At 69.8% G+C, this 18219-nt stretch carries 18 protein-coding genes; 6 read left to right on the top strand and 12 right to left on the bottom strand.

Annotated elements, in window-relative coordinates; genetic code table 11:
- Positions 1-28 precede the first annotated feature (28 nt).
- Positions 29-1450 (bottom strand): D-alanyl-D-alanine carboxypeptidase/D-alanyl-D-alanine-endopeptidase, encoded by a 1422-nt coding sequence (gene dacB / locus AB0C30_RS02525; protein WP_357938772.1) that lies wholly within the window; start codon positions 1448-1450, stop codon positions 29-31.
- A 72-nt stretch (positions 1451-1522) separates the two neighbouring features.
- Between dacB and AB0C30_RS02520 the strand changes: the two genes are divergently transcribed.
- Positions 1523-2014, top strand: a complete 492-nt coding sequence (locus AB0C30_RS02520) for an inorganic diphosphatase (protein ID WP_225293326.1) — start codon at positions 1523-1525, stop codon at positions 2012-2014.
- A 5-nt stretch (positions 2015-2019) separates the two neighbouring features.
- Here AB0C30_RS02520 and AB0C30_RS02515 read toward each other — a convergent pair whose 3' ends face one another.
- From AB0C30_RS02515 to AB0C30_RS02495, 5 genes are all read right to left on the bottom strand, one after another.
- Positions 2020-3141, bottom strand: a complete 1122-nt coding sequence (locus AB0C30_RS02515) for an NlpC/P60 family protein (protein WP_357938770.1) — start codon at positions 3139-3141, stop codon at positions 2020-2022.
- A 57-nt stretch (positions 3142-3198) separates the two neighbouring features.
- Positions 3199-3867, bottom strand: a complete 669-nt coding sequence (locus tag AB0C30_RS02510) for a hypothetical protein (protein WP_357938768.1) — start codon at positions 3865-3867, stop codon at positions 3199-3201.
- Positions 3868-3876: 9 nt separating this feature from the next.
- A complete protein-coding gene (locus AB0C30_RS02505; protein ID WP_357938766.1) occupies positions 3877-5322 on the bottom strand; it encodes a hypothetical protein in 1446 nt (481 codons plus the stop codon).
- A gap of 168 nt (positions 5323-5490) precedes the next feature.
- A complete protein-coding gene (locus AB0C30_RS02500; RefSeq protein ID WP_357938764.1) occupies positions 5491-6291 on the bottom strand; it encodes a hypothetical protein in 801 nt (266 codons plus the stop codon).
- Positions 6292-6376: 85 nt separating this feature from the next.
- Entirely contained in the window at positions 6377-7987 is a 1611-nt protein-coding gene (locus AB0C30_RS02495; protein ID WP_357938762.1) for an ATP-binding cassette domain-containing protein, read from the bottom strand.
- A gap of 175 nt (positions 7988-8162) precedes the next feature.
- Between AB0C30_RS02495 and AB0C30_RS02490 the strand changes: the two genes are divergently transcribed.
- Positions 8163-8756 (top strand): hypothetical protein, encoded by a 594-nt coding sequence (locus AB0C30_RS02490; protein ID WP_357938760.1) that lies wholly within the window; start codon positions 8163-8165, stop codon positions 8754-8756.
- A 526-nt stretch (positions 8757-9282) separates the two neighbouring features.
- On the opposite strand, the gene AB0C30_RS02485 is transcribed toward AB0C30_RS02490, so the two are convergent.
- Positions 9283-10821, bottom strand: coding sequence for a serine/threonine-protein kinase (locus AB0C30_RS02485; protein WP_357938758.1), 1539 nt, complete (start codon positions 10819-10821; stop codon positions 9283-9285).
- A 174-nt stretch (positions 10822-10995) separates the two neighbouring features.
- Between AB0C30_RS02485 and AB0C30_RS02480 the strand changes: the two genes are divergently transcribed.
- From AB0C30_RS02480 to AB0C30_RS02470, 3 genes are read left to right on the top strand one after another with little or no spacing between them, the layout of a single operon-like run.
- Entirely contained in the window at positions 10996-12165 is a 1170-nt protein-coding gene (locus AB0C30_RS02480) for a DUF4185 domain-containing protein (protein WP_357938756.1), read from the top strand.
- A complete protein-coding gene (locus tag AB0C30_RS02475) occupies positions 12162-13175 on the top strand; it encodes a DUF4432 family protein (protein WP_357938753.1) in 1014 nt (337 codons plus the stop codon). Before AB0C30_RS02480 ends, AB0C30_RS02475 begins: the two co-directional genes overlap by 4 nt.
- A complete protein-coding gene (locus tag AB0C30_RS02470; RefSeq protein WP_357938751.1) occupies positions 13172-13948 on the top strand; it encodes an SDR family oxidoreductase in 777 nt (258 codons plus the stop codon). The genes AB0C30_RS02475 and AB0C30_RS02470 overlap by 4 nt, the downstream gene beginning before the upstream one ends.
- Here AB0C30_RS02470 and AB0C30_RS02465 read toward each other — a convergent pair.
- From AB0C30_RS02465 to AB0C30_RS02450, 4 genes are read right to left on the bottom strand one after another with little or no spacing between them, the layout of a single operon-like run.
- Positions 13945-14328, bottom strand: a complete 384-nt coding sequence (locus AB0C30_RS02465; RefSeq protein ID WP_357938749.1) for a DUF6069 family protein — start codon at positions 14326-14328, stop codon at positions 13945-13947. The two genes, AB0C30_RS02470 and AB0C30_RS02465, sit on opposite strands and share 4 nt — an antisense overlap.
- A gap of 23 nt (positions 14329-14351) precedes the next feature.
- Positions 14352-15026: a VC0807 family protein gene (locus tag AB0C30_RS02460; RefSeq protein WP_357938747.1), complete on the bottom strand. Its 675-nt coding sequence runs from the start codon at positions 15024-15026 to the stop codon at positions 14352-14354.
- Positions 15023-15634: a TetR/AcrR family transcriptional regulator gene (locus AB0C30_RS02455; RefSeq protein WP_357938745.1), complete on the bottom strand. Its 612-nt coding sequence runs from the start codon at positions 15632-15634 to the stop codon at positions 15023-15025. The genes AB0C30_RS02460 and AB0C30_RS02455 overlap by 4 nt, the downstream gene beginning before the upstream one ends.
- A 55-nt stretch (positions 15635-15689) precedes the next feature.
- Positions 15690-16553, bottom strand: coding sequence for an oxidoreductase (locus AB0C30_RS02450; protein WP_357938743.1), 864 nt, complete (start codon positions 16551-16553; stop codon positions 15690-15692).
- Positions 16554-16663: 110 nt separating this feature from the next.
- On the opposite strand from AB0C30_RS02450, the gene AB0C30_RS02445 reads away from it, so the two are divergent.
- Complete coding sequence (locus AB0C30_RS02445) at positions 16664-17269, top strand: TetR family transcriptional regulator (protein WP_357938741.1); 606 nt, start codon at positions 16664-16666, stop codon at positions 17267-17269.
- Between the two features lie 3 nt (positions 17270-17272).
- Here the strand turns inward: AB0C30_RS02445 and AB0C30_RS02440 are convergent, their stop codons facing one another.
- Positions 17273-18211, bottom strand: a complete 939-nt coding sequence (locus tag AB0C30_RS02440) for a hypothetical protein (RefSeq protein WP_357938739.1) — start codon at positions 18209-18211, stop codon at positions 17273-17275.
- Between the last annotated feature and the right edge of the window lie 8 nt (positions 18212-18219).

Below are 18219 nucleotides of genomic sequence, written 5' to 3'. Positions count from 1 at the left end.
TTCTCTTCTCGCCCGCGAAGACCTGCCCTCATGACCTTGCGACGATGGCCGCGAGTCTGTCCAGTACTGGCTCGGCGGTGCTCGGGACGCGGTCGGCCAGGAAGGCGAAAGTGACCAGGCGCCCTTCCTTGGTGGTGGCCATGCCGGCCAGCGTGTTGACGTTGTTGAGGGTGCCGGTCTTGGCGCGTACGAGGCCGACCTGGCCCTTGCTGTCGCCGCCGGTGAAGCGTCTGCCGTTGCCCAGGGTGCCGGAGAATCCGGCGATCGGCATGCCGGAGGCGATCGGGTGCAGGTCGGGGTGGGACGCGGCGGAGGCGACCGCGATGACCCGGGCCATCGCGTCGGCGCTGATGCGGTTGCGCGCGGACAGGCCGCTGCCGTCGAAGACCTGTACGCCCTTGGCCGCGCCGAGCCGTTGCAGCACCCCGACCACCGCCTTGGTCGCGCCCTCGAAGGACGCCGGCTGCCCTTCCTTGATGGCGATGTGCCTGGCCAGCGCCTCGGCCAGGTCGTTGTCGCTGAACGTCAGCGTGTGCTCGACCAGCGCGTAGAGCGGTGCCGAGTCGACCCGGCCGAGCTCGGCGGCCCCGGCGGGTGCCTTGCCCGGTCGTACGGACTTGGCGACGCCCACGCCGTACTTGGTCAGGAGGCGGGCGAACGCGGCGGCGGCGTACTGCGGCGGGTTGGACACGCGCGGCTGCCTCGCGGCGGGGTCGCGCCGCCCCTCGTCGATCGCCAGCGCGTAGACCGGCGCCACCTCGCCGTCGGGCACGTAGCCCGGCTTCCATCCGGGTGCCAGCGTGGAACCGGTGAACAGGGAGGCGTCGTACGAGAGCGTGACCTTGGTGACGCCCTTGGCCTTGAGCGCGGCGGCGGTGCGCGAGGCGAGCGTGGCGAGGGACGCCTGCTTGGGATAGGACAGGGACTTGGCCGACGGCCCGGCGAGCGTCGGATCTCCGCCGCCCACCAGCACGATCGAGTTGGCCGACTGGCCCTGCGTCACCCGGGTGGACAGACGGGTGTCGGGGCCGAGCGCGGCCAGCGCGGCCGTGCAGGTGACCAACTTTGTGGTGGAGGCGGGAGTGATGCCGACGTCGGGGTTGGCGGCGAATACCTGCTCGCCGGTGGCGGCGTCGAGGACCACCGCGCCCACCCGAGCGCCCAGCGCTTCGTCACCCAGGGCGCGGGTGAGCTGCTGGGTCAAAGTACGCTTAGTAGTGAGAGGTCCGTCTCCGGCCCTCACCTGGAGTTGGGCCAGCACCGGCCCCGCGGTGACCACGGAGACGGGGGGAGACCCTTGAGGAGACGGTGTCGGCTCGGTCGGTGACGATCCCCTCGTCAGCGCGCCCAGGCTGAAGTCATTGGTCATCGCATAGAGGCCGATGACGATGGTCAGCACCTGGAGCATGGCGAGAGTGGTCAGCATCACCCACCGCTCGTGCCGCGCCACGTCGCCTTACCTCTCTCCTGGTGTTCGCCTACGAGACATTAACGCCCACTCGGCGTGAGCGGAGGAACCGCGGTGGAGTTCGACGTTGTCGTTGAGATTCCCAAGGGACAACGGAACAAGTATGAAGTGGACCACGAAACCGGTCGCATCAGGCTTGACCGGCTGCTGTTCACCTCTACGCAGTACCCCGCCGACTACGGCTTCATCGAGCACACCCTCGGTGAGGACGGCGACCCGCTCGACGCGCTGGTGCTGCTCCAGGAGCCGACCTTCCCGGGCTGTTACATCAGTTGCCGCGCGGTGGGGATGTTCCGGATGACGGACGAGAAGGGCGGCGACGACAAGGTTCTGTGCGTCCCGGCCACCGACCCGCGGATGGAGCACATTCGCGACATTCACCACGTGCCGGAGTTCGACCGGCTGGAGATCCAGCACTTCTTCGAGGTCTACAAGGACCTGGAGCCCGGCAAGTCCGTCGAGGGCGCCAACTGGGTGGGCCGGATGGAAGCCGAGGTCGAGATCAAGCGCTCCTTCCAGCGCGCCAAAGACGAAGGCCATAGCTGAGTAGGTCACTGAGGACGGGTGGCACCCACCAGGTCCCCTCGCCACATGGAGGCGACCCGCACTACGTCGCCGGTCTGTGGCGCGTGCACCATCAGCCCGTCGCCCACGTACATGCCGACGTGGTGGATCGTGCTCGGGTCGCTGGTGACGTAGCCGAAGAACAGCAGGTCGCCGCGGCGCAACTGGTCGAGCGGCACGTGCGGGCCCGAGGTCCACTGCGTGCCGGTCCAGTGGTCGATGCCGACGCCCGCCTGCTCCCAGGCTCGCATGGTCAGGCCCGAGCAGTCGAAGCTGTCCGGGCCATCGGCCGCCCACACGTACGGCTTGCCGAGCTGGGTCAGCGCCCAGTTGGCCGCGACGTCGCCCATGAGCGAGCCGGACGCGTGCAGCCCGCCGCTGAGGCGCGCCTGCGCCAGCGCCGCCTCCCGCCGCCTGGCCAGCAGGTTAGCGTGGGTGCGCGCGGCGTCGACCCGCCGCTGCCACGCGGCGCGCTCGGCCTCCAGCCCTCTGGTCTCACGCTTCTGCGCGGCGACGGCCGCCTCCGCGGCGACCTTCGCCTGCCTGGCGCGCTCGGACACGGCCTGGTGCTCGGCGTACGCGTCGGCCGCCGCGCTCCGCAGGATGGCGGAGACCTCCTGGGCGTCGCGCATCCGGTCGAGCACCGCGCCCTGCTCGCCGCTGAGCTGCTCCAGGACGCTCGCCCGGTGCAGGAAGCCGTCGGTGTCGCCGATGTCGGTCATCATGCCGAGCATCGGCGTGATCATGTCGAGCCCGCTGTAGCCCTGCGCCGCGAGCAGCGCGACGGGCGCGCGGGCCTTCTCCACCTCGGCGTCGGCCAGCGCCAGCCGGGCCTGGGCCTGGTCGCGGGCCCGCCTGGCGCGTTCGAGGTGGACGAGCTCCCCGTTGTACGCCTCCACCAGCCGCTCCGCCCCGGCCGCCAGGTCGTCGAGCCGTGACTGGGCCTCGGCGAGCCGCGCGCTCGCGGTGCCCAGTTGCCGCGTACGATCCCGTACGGCGTGGCGGGCCTGCGTCACCTTCCGGCGGGACGGCCCGGGAGCCGCGTCGGCCGGCGGGCACAGGGTGACGACCAGGCAGACTGCCATGAGTCCGGCTCTGAGGGCGTGCATAGTGCACACAGTTCCCGCCTGTCACTCTGCGTAATCCTGGTCACTTTCGTAACATCGTCAACGCAGGCGGAACAGGCGCTCTATCCACGGCCGCACACCGACCGGGATCGGGCTCGTACCCCGGGGATAGGTGAAGACCGGCGTCTGCGTGCCGTAAGCGGCGTGCAGCTCGGCCGCCCGGCACCAGTCGGCGCCCGCCCGAGCCGCGGCCCAGGCGGCCGCGATGGCCGGGCGGGACTCCGGATGGCGGTCGAAGGTCTGGTAGAGGGTCATCGTGGCGGCGGCGGCCACCGACCCGTCGCCGGGGTAGGCGGTGCCCGCCAGGTAGGGGGCGGCGACCCGGCCGCCGTGGCAGGTGCCGAGCGCCCAGGTCCAGTTGGCGAGTACGAGGCCGAGCACGGGCTCCGGCACCGCGGCGGCGGCCGCGTACAGGCGCTCCTGGCGCTGCCCGGTCAGGCGGCGTGAGGACCAGAGCCAGCCGAGCTCGGCGGGCGGGCCGCCGGGCGGCTCGCTCCCCGAGAGCCAGGACAGGACGGCGAGGCCGCGGGCGGTGCGCAGGCGGCACAGTTCGAGGACGTCCCGGAGCATGCGGGGGCCCTGATCGAGCCAGGTGGGCCAGGCGACGTGATGGCTCCTGGCCATCAGCTCGGCCCGCTCCTCGCTGACCGGGAGGGGGCAGACCCGGCAGCCCAGTTGAGGGTCCTCGCGCAGTTGGTACGCCTCCATGCAGGGGCCTCAGCCGGCCGGGACGGTGGCGGGCGGCGTCGCGGTCGGCGTCTGTGCCGGCGTCTGGCCGGGTGTCTGGGCCGGTGTCTGTGCCGGTGTGACGATCGGCGGGGCGACCGGTGTCTGGGTCGGTGTCGCGGCGGGCGTCGGGAGGTCGTTGGGGCGGGGTGTGCGGGAGTGCTTGTGCGGGTGTCTGCCGGGCTGCTTGTCCGGCTCCCTGCCCGGGTGCGCGCCCGGCTCCCCGGGCTCGGCGGACTGGTGGTCGGGGGTGGGGGTGACCTGGTCGGACTGGGGCCCGGGCGTCTCGGGGGCCTTGGACGAGGCGGAGCTCGCCGGGTCGCCGATGGTGGGCACGCTGCCCGTTGACGGCGTCGCCGTCGGGGGCAGGGCACCCAGCGGGACAGTGGCCGTGCTGTCCAGAATGGGCTCGACGCTGATCCGCGGGTCCTGGGGCTCGGGCTGCCAGGGCAGCCTGATGCCCGGCGGCTCGCCGGGCGCGGGGAAGGCGGCGGACGCGAGGCCCGGCACTCCACCCTCGACCCCGAACTGCTGGAAGATCATCATTATCGCCACCACGGTCGCGGCCGCCGCCATCGCGCCAGCCAGCGCCTGAGGCCACCTCCGAGCGTTCTTGCGCGGGGCAACGGGAAACCCGGCGGCGTCCAGCGCCCCCGAGCGCCGGGCCACGTAGCGGCGGTAGGGCTGGAGTTCGGGGTCGGCGAAGCAGCTCATCACCCTGACCGCGAGCGACTCCGGCAGCGGGATCCGGGGCAGCAGCTCGAAGACCTTGGCCGCCGACACCTGGCGCGTGCGGTGGGGGGAGCAGGTCAGGCAGCCCGCGAGGTGCCCGACCAGCCGCGCGCGCGTCTCTGGCGTCAGCCTGCCGGAGAAGCCCTTGAGGATGCCGGCCCGTGACGCGCAGTCGTAGGGGCTCTTCCTGGCCAGGAGCTCCGCCGTGATCGCGTCGCGCAGTCGTTCGCGCGCCTCCTCCTGGGCCGCCTCGACGTGGCGCGCCGCGACCCCCAGCACCGCGGCGAGCTCCGGGGTGGGCAGCTCATGCCTGGCCGACAGCTCCAGCACCTCACGGTCGTCGTGGGACAGGCTCTGGATCGCGTTCCAGGCCACGACGCGCAGGTCGGCGTCGGCCGGATTGTCGGGGGGCGGAGCCTGCGCCAGGGCCTCGTCGGCGTTCGGCGGCTCGGCCATCCGCCGTCGCAGGCATTCGGCGCGGGCCAGGGCGTACAGCCATGGCCGCAGGCGGCCGGGATCGGCCAGGGAACCGGCGTGGGCCTCCGCCGCGATCATCGTGTCGCGGAGCGCCACCTGGGCGCCGTCGGAGCTGAGGAGAAGGGACCAGCAGTATCTGTGGATGCCCTCGGCGTAGGCGTCGTAGAGCGCGGCGAGGGCACCCGGGTCACGGGCGCGGAGTGACTCGACCAGGGCGCGGTCATTCATATGACTGAAGGTAATGGATTAGTAACTAGTAGTTCCACTCCTTCTGTGAGAATGAAGCCCTTGCCGACGACACTCCGCCTAAGGAATTTGTTGCGCTCGGCCTGGTTTGCAGCTAATGGCCACTCTGTCCGATTTATCGGCTTATTTGATTGATATTTGATGAGCAATTCACTGCTGGTGCTCGGTCATGGCCTGACTGCCGCGGTCTATCGCGAACGGCTCGGTGGTCGGCTTGATCGTGTGCAGCGGCACCGCGCCACCGAGCGCCAGGTCCTCGAAGGGGCGGCCGGTCGAACCCCAGGTCCGGGCGGTCACATCGGTCTTGGCCACCACGCTGCCCGCGGGCAGGCCGCTCACGGTCAGGATGAAGCGCGGCGGGCTGCCCGCCTTCACGTCGTCGACGAACGTACTGCCGCCGCCGAGGAGTTTGCCCGCCTTGTCGCGCAGCAACACGTTCACCACCAGGCTGCTGGCGGGCAGCTGATAGGGATTGTCGACATAGCCGGTAATAAGATAAGAACGGTCCTTTTGCCGGAGCGTCTGCACCCGCGAAACGGGAAACTCCTTGAACGCCGACGCGATGCGAGCGGCGGGCCGCCACTGGGCGGGGCGATAGTCGATGGTCACCTTGGCCGGCTTCTGGGGCGCGTTGACCTGGCCGGTGAAGGCCAGCGAGCCGCCCGGCGGCACGGCGTCGAGCGACTGGTCCATCCGGACCACCTCGGTGCCGGCGGCGTCACGCCCGACGATCGTCGCCACCACATGCTCGCCGAAGTGCCACGGGTTGGCGTTGGTGAGGATTCCTGCCCAGTTCACGGCGTAGCCGTCGGACGACTTGACGACGTTCGACACCTGCTCCTTGAGGACGAGGGGCTTGAGCTGCTGTTTGGACGGTTCCTCGCTGGAGCACCCGGCTAGGCAGATCGCCCCGAGTGCGAGGAGGCTGACGGTTCGGCTACGCGGGATCACTTTGCCGTGATAGCCGGTCTATGGGCACGGCAGGGGCGGGACACGCGCCTGCCGTACCAACTCTTTATGGAGCTCTTTAACGCGTTCAGCGGGGACGGACGACCCTGGCCTCATCCCAGACCGGTTCGGAAGCCTCGTAAACGGTGCCATCCGCGCCGAACACCAGGAAGCGATCGAAATCCGCCGCGAACCAGCGGTCGTGCGTGACCGCCACCACCGTACCCGCGAACGCGTCCAGACCCGCTTGGAGCGCTTCGGCACTGGCCAGGTCGAGGTTGTCGGTCGGCTCGTCGAGCAGCAGCAGCGTCGCGCCGGACAGCTCCAGCAGCAGGATCTGCAGCCGCGCCTGCTGACCGCCCGATAGCGTGTCGAACCGCTGCTCCGCGATCTGCCCGGCCAGCTCGTAGCGGGCCAGGACCTTCATGGCCTCGTTCTTCAGCCTGGCGTGCTCGGTCATGACGATCTCCACCGGCGAGCGACCCAGCAGGTCGGGCCGGGCGTGCGTCTGGGCGAAGTGACCCGGGACCACGCGGGCGCCGAGTCTGGCGACGCCGGAGTGGCCGATCTGCTCGCCCGCGAGCAGCCGCAGGAAGTGGGACTTGCCCGAGCCGTTGGAGCCGAGCACCGCGATGCGCTCGGCGTACCAGACCTCCAGGTCGAACGGCCGCATCAGGCCGGTCAGCTCCAGGCCCTCGCAGATGACCGCGCGCTTGCCCGTGCGACCGCCTTTGAGGCGCATTTTGATGTTCTGGTCGGCGGGAGCCTCCTCGGGCGGCCCCGCCTCCTCGAACCTGCGCAGCCGGGTCTGAGCCGCGTGGTAGGCGGGGGCCATGCCGTCGTTGTACCTGGCCTTGTTCTTCAGCATGATGACCAGGGCCTTGAGCTTGGCGTGCTCCTCGTCCCAGCGCCTGCGCAGCTCGTCGAGGCGCTCGTTGCGGGCCTTGCGGGCCTCCGCGTACGTGGCGAAACCACCACCATGGATCCAGATATTTCCGGACTCGACGGTGACGATCCGGTCGGCCGCGTTGGCCAGCAACTGCCGGTCGTGGCTGACCAGCAGGACCGTCTTGGGGGTCTCCCTGAGCGCCTGCTCCAGCCACTCCTTGCCGGGCACGTCGAGGTAGTTGTCGGGCTCGTCGAGCAGCAGCGTCTGGTCCGGTCCGCGGAGCAGCGCTTCGAGCACGAGCCGCTTCTGCTCGCCGCCGGACAAAGTCGCCACATCCCGATATTTCACGTTGTCGTACGGCACGCCGAGCGCGGCCACCGTACACGTGTCCCAGAGCACCTCGATGTCGTAGCCACCGGCGTCGGTGTAGTCGGTGATGGCCTGCGCGTAGCGCATCTGCGCCTTCTCGTCGTCGCGCTCCATCATCACCAGCTCGGCCCGCTCCAGCCGCGCGGCCGCCTCCCGCACGGCCGGCGGAGCGACGCTGAGCAGCAGATCGTGCACCGTGCTCCCGTCACGCACACTGCCGATGAACTGCCGCATCACCCCCAGCCCACCGGAGCTGGCCACACTCCCCGCCACCGGCTGCAGGTCCCCGGCGACGAGCCGCATCAGCGTGGTCTTGCCCGCCCCGTTGGGCCCGACCAACGCGGCCTTGACGCCTTCGCCGATCCGGAAGGACACGTCGTTGAGCAACGGCCGCCCGTCGGGCAGTACGTATGTCAGATGTCCTACTTCGACGTGCGCCACGGCGATTCCCTTCGCAATTCCCCCGCGCAGGGTATCTACCGAGAACTCCGCACAGCACCTCCTTTTACTCCCCCGGCCTGGCGGCGCTTCGCGCGGTTCTTCGGACGTGACGGTATGAGCCGCGTCGATCACATAGAGTGTTTGACTTGCTATAGATGCATAGTAGTATGCATCTATGAGGCCAATCTCGCCCTTGCTGTTGCCTCTCCTTCGCTCCAACGCTGTCGGCGAGCTGCTCGCCTGGTTGTACCTCCACCCGGAAAAGGAGTACTCAACCACCGATCTCGCCGCATGGACCGGAACGTCGCAGTCGACGGTGAGCCGAGAAGCGGACCGGTTCGCCGCAGCCGGCCTGACCCGGGAAAGGCGGCATGGCAACCTTCGCCTGATCCGCGCCGACATGGACACGATCATCGCGAAACCCCTCACCGATCTGCTGATCGTGACCTTCGGTCCGGCCGCCGTACTGCCCCCACTGCTCCGGCCCATCTCCGGTATCGACGAGGCGTACATCTACGGCTCCTGGGCCGCGCGACACGCGAACCAGCCGGGACCACCGCCCCAAGACGTCGATGTCCTCATCGTGGGGTCAGCCGATGAGGACGAGCTCTATGACGCGGCGAGGACAGCCGAGCGGGCCCTCGGTCGCGAGGTGAACATCACCCGGATCTCATCGACGTCATGGACCAGCGACAGGCCCGAACCGTTCATGGCATCCCTGCGAGGCAAGCCCCTTCATCCCCTGATCCAGAAAGAGGACAGCCCATGAGATGGATGCAAGGCCGCGACCAGATCGACATGATGCTGTCGTCAGGGCAGTTGGAACGCGTACCGGCGAGCCGGGAACATGCCGAAACCCTAATCGCCCAAGCCAGGCGACATGTCGAACTCGCGCGCAGCGGTTGCCGGACAGATCCTACGGGCGCCTATCAACTTCTCTATGACGCCTCTAGGAAAGCCCTCGCATCCATCTTGGAGAATCAAGGGCTGCGAGCCACCAGCAGGGGTGGCCACATCGCAGTGCTTGATGCGGTCACAGCCCAACTAGACCCGCCTCTCGGGCAGTCACTCCGCCCCTTCGACCGGATGCGCCGCCGACGCAACGGCGCCGAATACCCGCTGCCCCGATAGCCCGGAAATCTCTGCCGACGATGTCAACCGAGACTTGCCGAAGGCTGAGGAGTTTCTGACACTAGCCACCAAGGTGCTGGACCAGATGCAGCCGTACTAAAACGATCGCCGGCCCCAATCTCCATGAGAAGCCCGTGCCGACATCGGTGTGGGGGTCAGGTCGGCTAATGCTTGTTGCCGTGGGTCTTGCCGAGCTTGGCCGCCTGCTTGGCTGCCTTCTTCGCCGCCTTCTGAGCTGCTTTCTTGGCTGCTTTCTTGGCCTTCTTCAGCGCGGTGGCGGTCTTGCTGGAGGAGGTGGCCGGGGCCGGGTTGGGGCGGATGTCGGCTCGTTCGCGGCCGTCGGATGTCTCCGTGAGTCGCTGGCGAGACACAGCGTGGACCTGCGGGATGCTGGTCAGGTCGAATGCCAGGGCGGGTGCGACATCGGGTGCGATGTCGGCTGGTGTGCTTTGAGCCGGGCTGCTGGGAACGGTGTTCCACCAGGAGCCGGTGGCTATCACACTGACGATCAAGGCGGCGATCAAGGCCGTCTCGCGCCAGTGCTCGGTGATCAGCCGCCGCACCGCCTCTGACCGCCGCAGCGCCGCCGAGCGCCGCGCTGCTTCCGACTGTCGGACCACGCCTGACCGCCGCATCATGCCGGACCGCCACATCACGCCAGACTGGGGCATCGCCACCCACCCTGGCGTCGAGCCTGACAGTGACATCGTCCCTAACCGTGGCATCGTCGCTGACCGTGGCATCGCTCCCGACCAGCGCACCAGCCCTCGCGCCCTCTTCGACGAGCGCGGGCGCGGGTGCAATCTCGGGTGCGGATGGTGGGGCTCATCCGGCGCGTTCGCAGCGCGGCCCCCCGAGTACGACAGCGCCGCGAGGGCCGGCTCGCTTCGGGTGGCCACTCGCCGGAGTTGGTCGTGGGCGCGGGCCACGTCGCTGCGCTGGTCGGGGTCCTTGTCCAGCAGGCCGGCGATGGCCGGAGCGAGCGGGCCCGCCAGGTTGAACGGATAGGCGGTGCTGGTCAGTATCGCGGTCAGCGTGGCCGTCTCGGTGCTGCGGCCGAAGGGTGAGTGGCCCTCCACAGCCGTGTACAAGGTGGCGCCCAGCGACCACAGGTCGGCCTGTGGTGTGGACGGGGCGCCGCCGGCCCGTTCGGGAGCGATGTAGGCGGGGGTGCCGACGACCATGCTCGTCCGGGCGACCCGGGACTCGTCGTCCACGGTGGTGGCCAGGCCGAAGTCGGTCAGGACCGCGTGCCCGTCGTCGGTGAGCAGGATGTTGGCGGGCTTGATGTCGCGATGCAGCACCCCGGCGGCGTGCGCGGCGCGCAGGGCGTCCAGGAGTTCCAGGCCGATGCGGGTGACGGTGGCCACGGGCAGCGGGCCCTGCTCGGCGATCACCTGGGCGAGGCTGCGGGCGGGGACGAGCTGCATGACGATCCACGGGCGCTCGTCGACCAGCACCACGTCGTAGATGGCCGCAATGTGCGGATGGCTCAGCCGGGCGGCGATGCGGGCCTCCCGCATCGTCCGGCCGATCAGCTCCTCGTGCTGCGGGCCGACGATGGTGACCTCTTTGACCGCGACCTGGCGATCCAGGAGCTCGTCATGAGCCCGCCAGACCCTGCCCATGCCGCCCCGGCCCAGCTCGGACAGCAACCGGTAGCGCCCGGCCAGCAGCCATCCCTCGTAGCGCGCAAAGGACATGGGGGCGGGTTACCCGATCATCCTCACGTCATGCCCGAAAAAAGCCACAAGATGGCTACGAAACCCCGGAAACCCCGCCTTCCACAACATTTGGATCATTGCGCCGTGAGGCCCTAGACACAAAGTGATCAAATGACTAGAACTGTAGGGAACCCCCCTCCCTTAGGACGTGTGATGACGCGATTCCGGTCCGCCCTCATCCCCCTCGCCATCGGATTGCTGAGCCTCGCGGCTGTGCCGCAGCAAGCGCTGGCCGCACCGCCCAAGCCGGTGCCGTCCGTCTCCGCCACCACGACGCAGCAGGCCACCACCCGTGCGACATGCGGGCCGACGGTGCGGGGCGCGTCCGTGGACGCGAGGCTGACCAGCCTGTTCACCGCGTACGGCAACGACAACAGCCGCCTGGACGACTGGACCGGCGCCGACGGCACCTACTCGCTGAAGCTGCCCAGCGGGAAAGAGGTGTGGGTCTTCTCCGACACCTTCCTGGGCAAGATCAACCCTGACGGCAGCCGCCCGCCGGTGGTCGAAGAGGGCGGCACGACCGTCTTCCTGAACAACTCCTTCGCCGTGGAGCGCGACGGCAGGCTCTCCACGATCCACGCCGGCACCACCGAGAAGCCGACCGCGGTGATGCCCCCGCGCGACCAGAACCACTGGTACTGGGCCGGCGACGCCACCCTGGCGGGCGGCATCGTGGAGGTGACCTACCAGGAGTACGAGCGTTACGGCACCGGCGCGTGGGACTGGCGCTGGCACCGGAACGTGCTGGCCAGGTTCGCGCAGAGCCGGCTCGACCGGCCGATCAGCGTGACCGACCTGCCGTCGTCGGCCGGCGTGTCCTGGGCCTCCGGGATCCTCAAGGACGGCGGCTACACCTACGTTTACGGGGTGGAGGATCTCGGCTCGCCCAAGTACATGCACATCGCCAGGGTGTCCGGCCAGAGCCTGCTCGGGCAGTGGGAGTACCTCAAGGCCGACGGCACCTGGTCCACCAACGAGGCCGACTCGGCCCGGATCATGAGCGGCGTGGCCAACGAGTACAGCGTCACCAAGGTGGGCAACGGCTACGTGCTGATCACCCATGACACGACCGAGGTCCTGAGCTCGCACATCGTGGCCTACACCTCGTGCTCGCCGTTCGGCCCGTTCACCGGCAAGCAGGCCGTCTACACCACCCCCGAGACGAACGGGAACATCTTCACCTACAACGCCCACGCCCACCCCGACGTGGCGGGCAACGGACTCGTCGTCTCCTACAACGTCAACAGCTTCGTCAACACCGACCACTACCGGGACTCCTCGATCTACCGGCCGCGCTTCATCGATGTGACTTTCGGGTGAGTACACGGAACTGGGCGGCTCGCCTGCGGCACGTCGTGATCGACGGGCTGCGGGCGGTCGTGCTGGAGAACGAACGGCTCCGCGTGACCGTCGTGCCCGACAAGGGCGGCGATGTCATCGAATTTCTGCACAAGCCAACCGACACTGACTTCGTCTGGCTCTCGCCGCAGGGGCTGCGCGACCCGCACGACCACCTCCAGGGCGCCGCCGACGACGTCGCCCAGTTCATCGACCACTACGAGGGCGGCTGGCAGGAGATCTTCCCCAACGGCGGCGCGCCCAGCGAATACCGCGGCGCCCGGCTGGCGCAGCACGGGGAGGTCGCCGGGCTGCCGTGGCAGGCCGAGGTCGTGGCCGACTCCGAGCAGGAGGTCGCGGTACGGCTCAGCGTGCGCACCCGGCGCCTGCCGTACCGGATCGAGAAGACGTTCCGGCTGGCGGCGGGTACGGCCGCGCTGGAGATCGAGGGGCGCGCGACCAACGAGTCCGGCGTCGAGCTGCATGCCATGTGGGGGCAGCACATCGTGTACGGCCGGCCGTTCCTCAAGCCGGGCGCCCGCGTACGGCTGCCGGCGGGCGTGACGGTCATCCCGCACGAGAGCGCCATCGACGCCCACGGCCGCCGGGTCAAGGCGGGCGGGCCGTGGGAGTGGCCCGTGGTGCCCGCCGACGGTGGCGGCGAGACGGATCTGAGCGTGGTGCCGGAGCCCGGGTCGCCGAGCGAGATCGTCTACCTAACCGGATTTACCGAGGGCTGGTACGAAATTTCCGGGGATGTAGGTATTCGTGTGGAGTGGGATGCGACGCTCCTGCCGTACCTGTGGATGTGGCAGGAGGTCGGTGCGACCACCGGCTATCCCTGGTGGGGGCGGGCTTACACGGTCGGGCTCGAACCGTTCTCCAGCATGCCCACCAACGGGCTGGCCGAGGCGGTGGCGAACGGCACGGCGCTCACCCTGGGCCCACACGAGACGAAGGTGCTGAGGTTGCGCGCGGAGGTGTTGGCGTGAGTGAGTTCGATGGGAAAGTCGCTCTGGTGACGGGCGGTTCGATGGGCATCGGGCGGGCGGTGGTCGACCGGCTGGCCGACGGCGGGGCGTCCGTGGTGTTCTGCGGGGCCGACAAGGGGGCGGAGCTCGACAGCGAGCACGTGACCGGGCGGGTCGCGGACGTACGGCGGGCGGGCGACATGCGCGACCTGGTCGACCTGGCCGTGGCCAGGTACGGCGGGCTCGACATCGTGGTGACGTGCGCGGGTGTGCAGCGCTACGGCACGGTCGAGGACACACCGGAGGACGTCTGGGACGAAGTGCTCGACATCAACCTCAAGGGCGTCTATCTGGCCTGCAAGGCCGCCATCCCCAGGATGCGGGCGCGCGGCGGCGGCTCGATCGTGGTGATGTCGTCGGTGCAGGCGTTCGCCTCGCAGGCGCAGGTGGCCGCCTACACCGCCAGCAAGGCCGCGCTGAACGGCCTGACCAGGGCGATGGCGCTCGACCACGCGGCCGACGGCATCCGGGTGAACGTGGTCTGCCCCGGCTCGGTCGACACACCGATGCTGCGCTGGGCCGCCGACCTGTGGCGTGGCGGGCTGTCGCAGGAGGAGCAGGTGGCGGAGTGGGGCCGGGCGCACCCCCTCGGCCGGGTGGGCAGGCCGGAGGAGGTGGCTGAGCTGGTGGCGTTCCTGGCGGGGCCGCGGTCGTCGTTCATCACCGGGGCCGAGCATCGGGTGGATGGTGGGCTGCTCGCCCGCAACCCGGCTGTGCTGCCTGAGCAGGCCTAGCGCGTGCGCCGGCGCGGCAGGAGGACGATGAGGACGGCCGCGGTCACCACGTGCAGCGCGGCCAGTGACGCCTTGGCCGCACCGGTGGTGCCCATCGTGAGTGGGCCGGCCAGGGACATGATGAGGAACACGGCGGCGATCCACGTCCAGATCGCGCGCGGCCGTTCCGTGACGCGTTCGAGCACGGCCAGGAGGCCCCAGCCGGCCAGGCCTGCGATCAGGGCGGCGACGATCACAGAGGCCGCGGTCACCTCTCCGGAGGTCGAGGCCAGCTCGACGCCGGCGAGGACGTGGACGACCGCCCAGACGGCCAGGGCGGCGGCGGCCGCGCCGAGTACGGCCAGGATGCGGGGGACGGCCAGGGTGCGGGGGGCGGTCACGCGGGTCTCTCCTTGGGCGGGAATCACGCGGGTGTCTCCTTGAGCGGGAAGTACAGCGGGGACCAGCGGTTGTACAGGCCGGTGGGGACGAGGTAGCACGCCATCACGACCTGCATCAGCACCATGAAGACGCCGTACTGCAGACCGCCCAGGCCGGGGACGACGTCGGGCGGCAGGGTGTAGGCCATGGTCACGCGGACGGCGGCGTCGGCCAGCAGGCCGATGCCCCAGATGACCGTCGCCACCCGCCAGATCCTGCGGAAGGCGGGCAGCCGCTCCCACAGGACGTCCCAGGACTCGCGGCCCGAGCCGTCTCCCCCCTTGAGGGGACCGATGCGGCCTTCCAGGACGAAGCGGGTGAAGGCGAAGGCCAGCGGCTGCCGGCCTCGGACGCTGGCCAGGAACCACAGGCCCGAGATGGCGGTGATCCAGCCGTCCTTGGCCAGCAGGAAGCGGGGGTCGTGGACGAGCAGGGAGACGGCCGCGCTGCCGACCATCATGGCCGTCATGAACAGGCCGAGCCCGTCGGGCCGGCGGCGGCGCACCAGGCTGGCGACCACGCTCAGACCGGGGAGCAGGGAGCTGATCAGCAGCGCGGAGTGATAGCTCACGTCCATCGCGCGCAGTACGTAATAGAGGCCGATGGGCAGGGCCAGGTCGACGAGGACGAGCAGCAACGTCTTGGCGCGAGAGCTCACGGCGTGGCCCGGGTCGCCAGGCGGAAGAGCTCGACCAGCTCGTCCGCGTACACGTCGAGGTCCGCGCCGGGGTCGCCCTCCAGCAGGAACGGCAGGCCGTCCATGGCCCGCTGGATGGCCATCGCCATCACGCGGGTGTTGAACCGGCGGAACTCGCCCGTCTCCTGCCCCCAGAACAGCAACCGCTCGATGTGCCCCAGCGAGGCCGGGTCCATGGCCGCCTCCTGCGCGGTGGTCCCCTTCTCCGGCCGGAAGTTCAGGAAGATCTCGGTGGCCGCGCGCATCTCACGGCGGTGGTCCCGGATGAACCCGATCAGCGAGCGGATGTAGGTGTCCAGCGCGGCGCCGGGGCTGGTCTGGGCGCTGACCCGCTCGGTCATGAACGTGGCGATCCCCTCGTAGATCGTGACAATCGCCTGGCCCATCAGGTCGTCCTTGCCATCGAAGTGGTACGAGATCAGCCGCGTACTGCTGAGCCCGGCCCGCTCCGCGATGCGGGCGAAGGACGCCTGGTGGTAGCCCAGGTCGGCGATCGTCTCGATCGTGGCCGTCACGATCTGCGCCCGACGGGCAGAGGTCGTGACGGAGTCTTCCTTCCTTACTTGCATGAGTAATTTTTAACTCACGCGAGTAATTCTGGCAAGTCCTCCTCCTCCAATAGCGTCAGCCTCCGATGGCGTCGAGCTCCTCGATCGCGTCGGCCGGGAGGACCAGGCTCGCCGCGGCGATGTTCTCGCGGAGGTGGGCCACGGACGAGGTCCCGGGGATGAGGACCATCGTGGGCGAGCGCCGCAGCAGCCAGGCCAGCGCGACCTGCTGCGGCGAGGCGTCCAGGCGGGCGGCCACGTTCGTGAGCGCTTCGGACTGGAGCGGGGTGAAGCCGCCCAGAGGGAAGAACGCGGCGTAGGCGATGTTCTCGGTCGCGCATCGGTCGACGAGAGCGTCGTCCTGCCGGTTGGCGAGGTTGTAGAGGTTCTGCACGGTGACGACGGGTGCGATGGCCTGCGCCTCGGTGAGCTGGGCCCCGGAGGCGGCGCTGAGACCGAGGTGGCGGATCAGGCCCTCCCGCTGCAGCTCGGCCAGGGCGCCGAACGGCTCCGCGAGCGACTCCTCGCCCGCGCCTCCTTCGGCCAGGCGCAGGTTGACGACGTCGAGGGCGTCCAGGGCGAGACGCTGGAGGTTCTCGTGGACCTGGGCCTTGAGGTCCTCGGGCTCCAGTGCGTGATTCCAGCTGCCGTCCGGGCCACGGCGAGCGCCGACCTTGGTGACGATGCGCAGGTCCGCCGGGTAGGGGTGCAGAGCCTCCTTGATGATCTCGTTGACGACGAAGGGCCCGTAGAAGTCGCTGGTGTCGATGTGGGTGATGCCCAGCTCGACGGCCTCGCGCAGCACCGCGATGGCCGCGTCGCGGTCCTTGGGCGGCCCGAAGACGCCGGGCCCGGCCAGCTGCATGGCGCCGTAGCCCATGCGGGTGATGGTGAGGTCGTCCGCGAGTGTGAGAGTCCCACCGGGAAGGCTGCCTGCCATGTCCGTACCTTTCATCTGAAATCCATCTCCAACGGTGCGGTTGCTTTTGATGCTAGCGGCGGAAAACTCCAACCGCAACGTTGCAGATGGGGTGGCGCTAGGATGTCGCCATGGCGTGGGACACCGAGGGGACGCGGCGGCGGCTCAAGGAAGCGGCGACGGTCGAGTTCGCCGAGCGCGGACCGGACGGCACGACCATGGCCCGCATCGCCGAGCGGGCCGGGATCAACAAGGAACGCCTGTACAAGTACTTCGGCGACAAGCAGGCCCTGTTCGAGACGGTGCTCACCGACGAGCTCAAGAAACTCGCCGAGACGGTGGGGCCACCCCCGGGTGACTTCGAGAACATCGGTGAGTTCGTCGGGCGCAACTTCGACTACCACGTGGCGCATCCCCATCTCGTCCGCCTGCTGCTGTGGGAGGGCCTGGCCGGTGGCCCCGTGGCCGACGAGGCGCAGCGCACCGCCTTCTACCGGGGCAAGACGCGGGCCTACGCGGCCGCCCAGCGCGCCGGGATCCTCGACGACGACGTCGACCCCGATCATCTGGCGTTCATGGTCATCGCGCTGTCCGCATGGTGGGTCTCGGCGCCCCAACTCGCCCGCATGCTCACCGGCGCCGACGACGACGATGCGACGGAGCACGCCCGGCGCCGCGCAAGCGTGGTGCGCGCGGCACAACGCCTCGCCCGACCGCCAGGCGTCGACAGGCGGTAGTTGTCAGCGGGTCTCCTGGAAGACCTTGGACGCGCGCGCCAGGCGGCTGCCGAGGTTGGCGCGGAGGGCGGCGAAGCGGTCCGGATTGCCGACGACGATCTTCCGCTGAAGGGCGGAATCGGCGGCGAACCAGGCCGCCACCAGCCCCGACTCCCACTTGCACCTGGTGTCGGCCGTGGCGGTGCGCTTCTCCTCGGCGGTGACCGTGGGCTGATCCAGGTTCCAGCGGGCGTCGGCGATGGCGGCCTCGGCGGTGGGGTAGGCGTATCCGCCCTTGACCATGCAGGCCCGCCAGCGGGTGGCCGCCTGGACGACGGCCGGATCAGTGGCGGCCTTCTCCAGGGTCTCGGCGTCCTGGACGGCGAGCCAGGGCCAGTCGGCCGGCTCGGCGCCTCGGTTCAGGACGGCTGCGGCGCGGCTTATGCAGCCGGAGTCGGCGGTGTCGCCGTACAAGTGGGTTCTGGCGGTTTTGGAGAGGTTAGCCGCCCACTGGGGTGGTCTGCCGTGTGAGTCCGAGCGGGACAGGTGGTAGCCGGTGAGCGCGGCCTGTGCCGGGTCGGCGACGCCGTAGCGGCGGGCGTTGCCCGGATCGCCGGCCTTCACGGCGGCCACCGCGACCATGGGCGGGGCCGCCGAGACGCCGTGGCGGCGCATGCACCGCGCGACCAGCTTGGCCTGGGCGTTGGCCAGCAGGACGCGCTGCTCCGGGGTGGGCTTGTAGGCGTCGAACGGAAGCACGAGATCGGCCACCGACGCCACAGACACAGACGCAGAGTCCGGGCGCGGCGCGGCCGCGCAGGCCGTGACGACCAGCAGCAACGACGCCCCGGCCCAGAGAGCGGCGGCGGGTGGGGATGGCAGCGCTCTCCAGCGGCCGGTCTCCGGTCGCCCCAGGCGGCCGGTCTCCGGTCGGCCGCTCCGGAACCCGGCTTCGCCGTCCATGGTCAGCG

The organism is Nonomuraea sp. NPDC048901, from assembly GCF_040649695.1.
In the GTDB taxonomy this organism is placed as follows: domain Bacteria; phylum Actinomycetota; class Actinomycetes; order Streptosporangiales; family Streptosporangiaceae; genus Nonomuraea.
This window is presented reverse-complemented; position numbering and strand designations above follow the sequence as displayed.

What these genes read in the sequence shown, in the direction of transcription:
- AB0C30_RS02515 (WP_357938770.1), bottom strand. Translation starts at nt 3,141, where the DNA reads ATGCACGCCCTCAGAGCCGGACTCATGGCAGTCTGCCTGGTCGTCACC.
- AB0C30_RS02510 (WP_357938768.1), bottom strand. Translation starts at nt 3,867, where the DNA reads ATGGAGGCGTACCAACTGCGCGAGGACCCTCAACTGGGCTGCCGGGTC.
- AB0C30_RS02505 (WP_357938766.1), bottom strand. Translation starts at nt 5,322, where the DNA reads ATGAATGACCGCGCCCTGGTCGAGTCACTCCGCGCCCGTGACCCGGGT.
- AB0C30_RS02490 (WP_357938760.1), top strand. Translation starts at nt 8,163, where the DNA reads ATGAGGCCAATCTCGCCCTTGCTGTTGCCTCTCCTTCGCTCCAACGCT.
- AB0C30_RS02485 (WP_357938758.1), bottom strand. Translation starts at nt 10,821, where the DNA reads ATGTCCTTTGCGCGCTACGAGGGATGGCTGCTGGCCGGGCGCTACCGG.
- AB0C30_RS02480 (WP_357938756.1), top strand. Translation starts at nt 10,996, where the DNA reads ATGACGCGATTCCGGTCCGCCCTCATCCCCCTCGCCATCGGATTGCTG.
- AB0C30_RS02455 (WP_357938745.1), bottom strand. Translation starts at nt 15,634, where the DNA reads ATGCAAGTAAGGAAGGAAGACTCCGTCACGACCTCTGCCCGTCGGGCG.
- AB0C30_RS02450 (WP_357938743.1), bottom strand. Translation starts at nt 16,553, where the DNA reads ATGGCAGGCAGCCTTCCCGGTGGGACTCTCACACTCGCGGACGACCTC.
- AB0C30_RS02445 (WP_357938741.1), top strand. Translation starts at nt 16,664, where the DNA reads ATGGCGTGGGACACCGAGGGGACGCGGCGGCGGCTCAAGGAAGCGGCG.
- AB0C30_RS02440 (WP_357938739.1), bottom strand. Translation starts at nt 18,211, where the DNA reads ATGGACGGCGAAGCCGGGTTCCGGAGCGGCCGACCGGAGACCGGCCGC.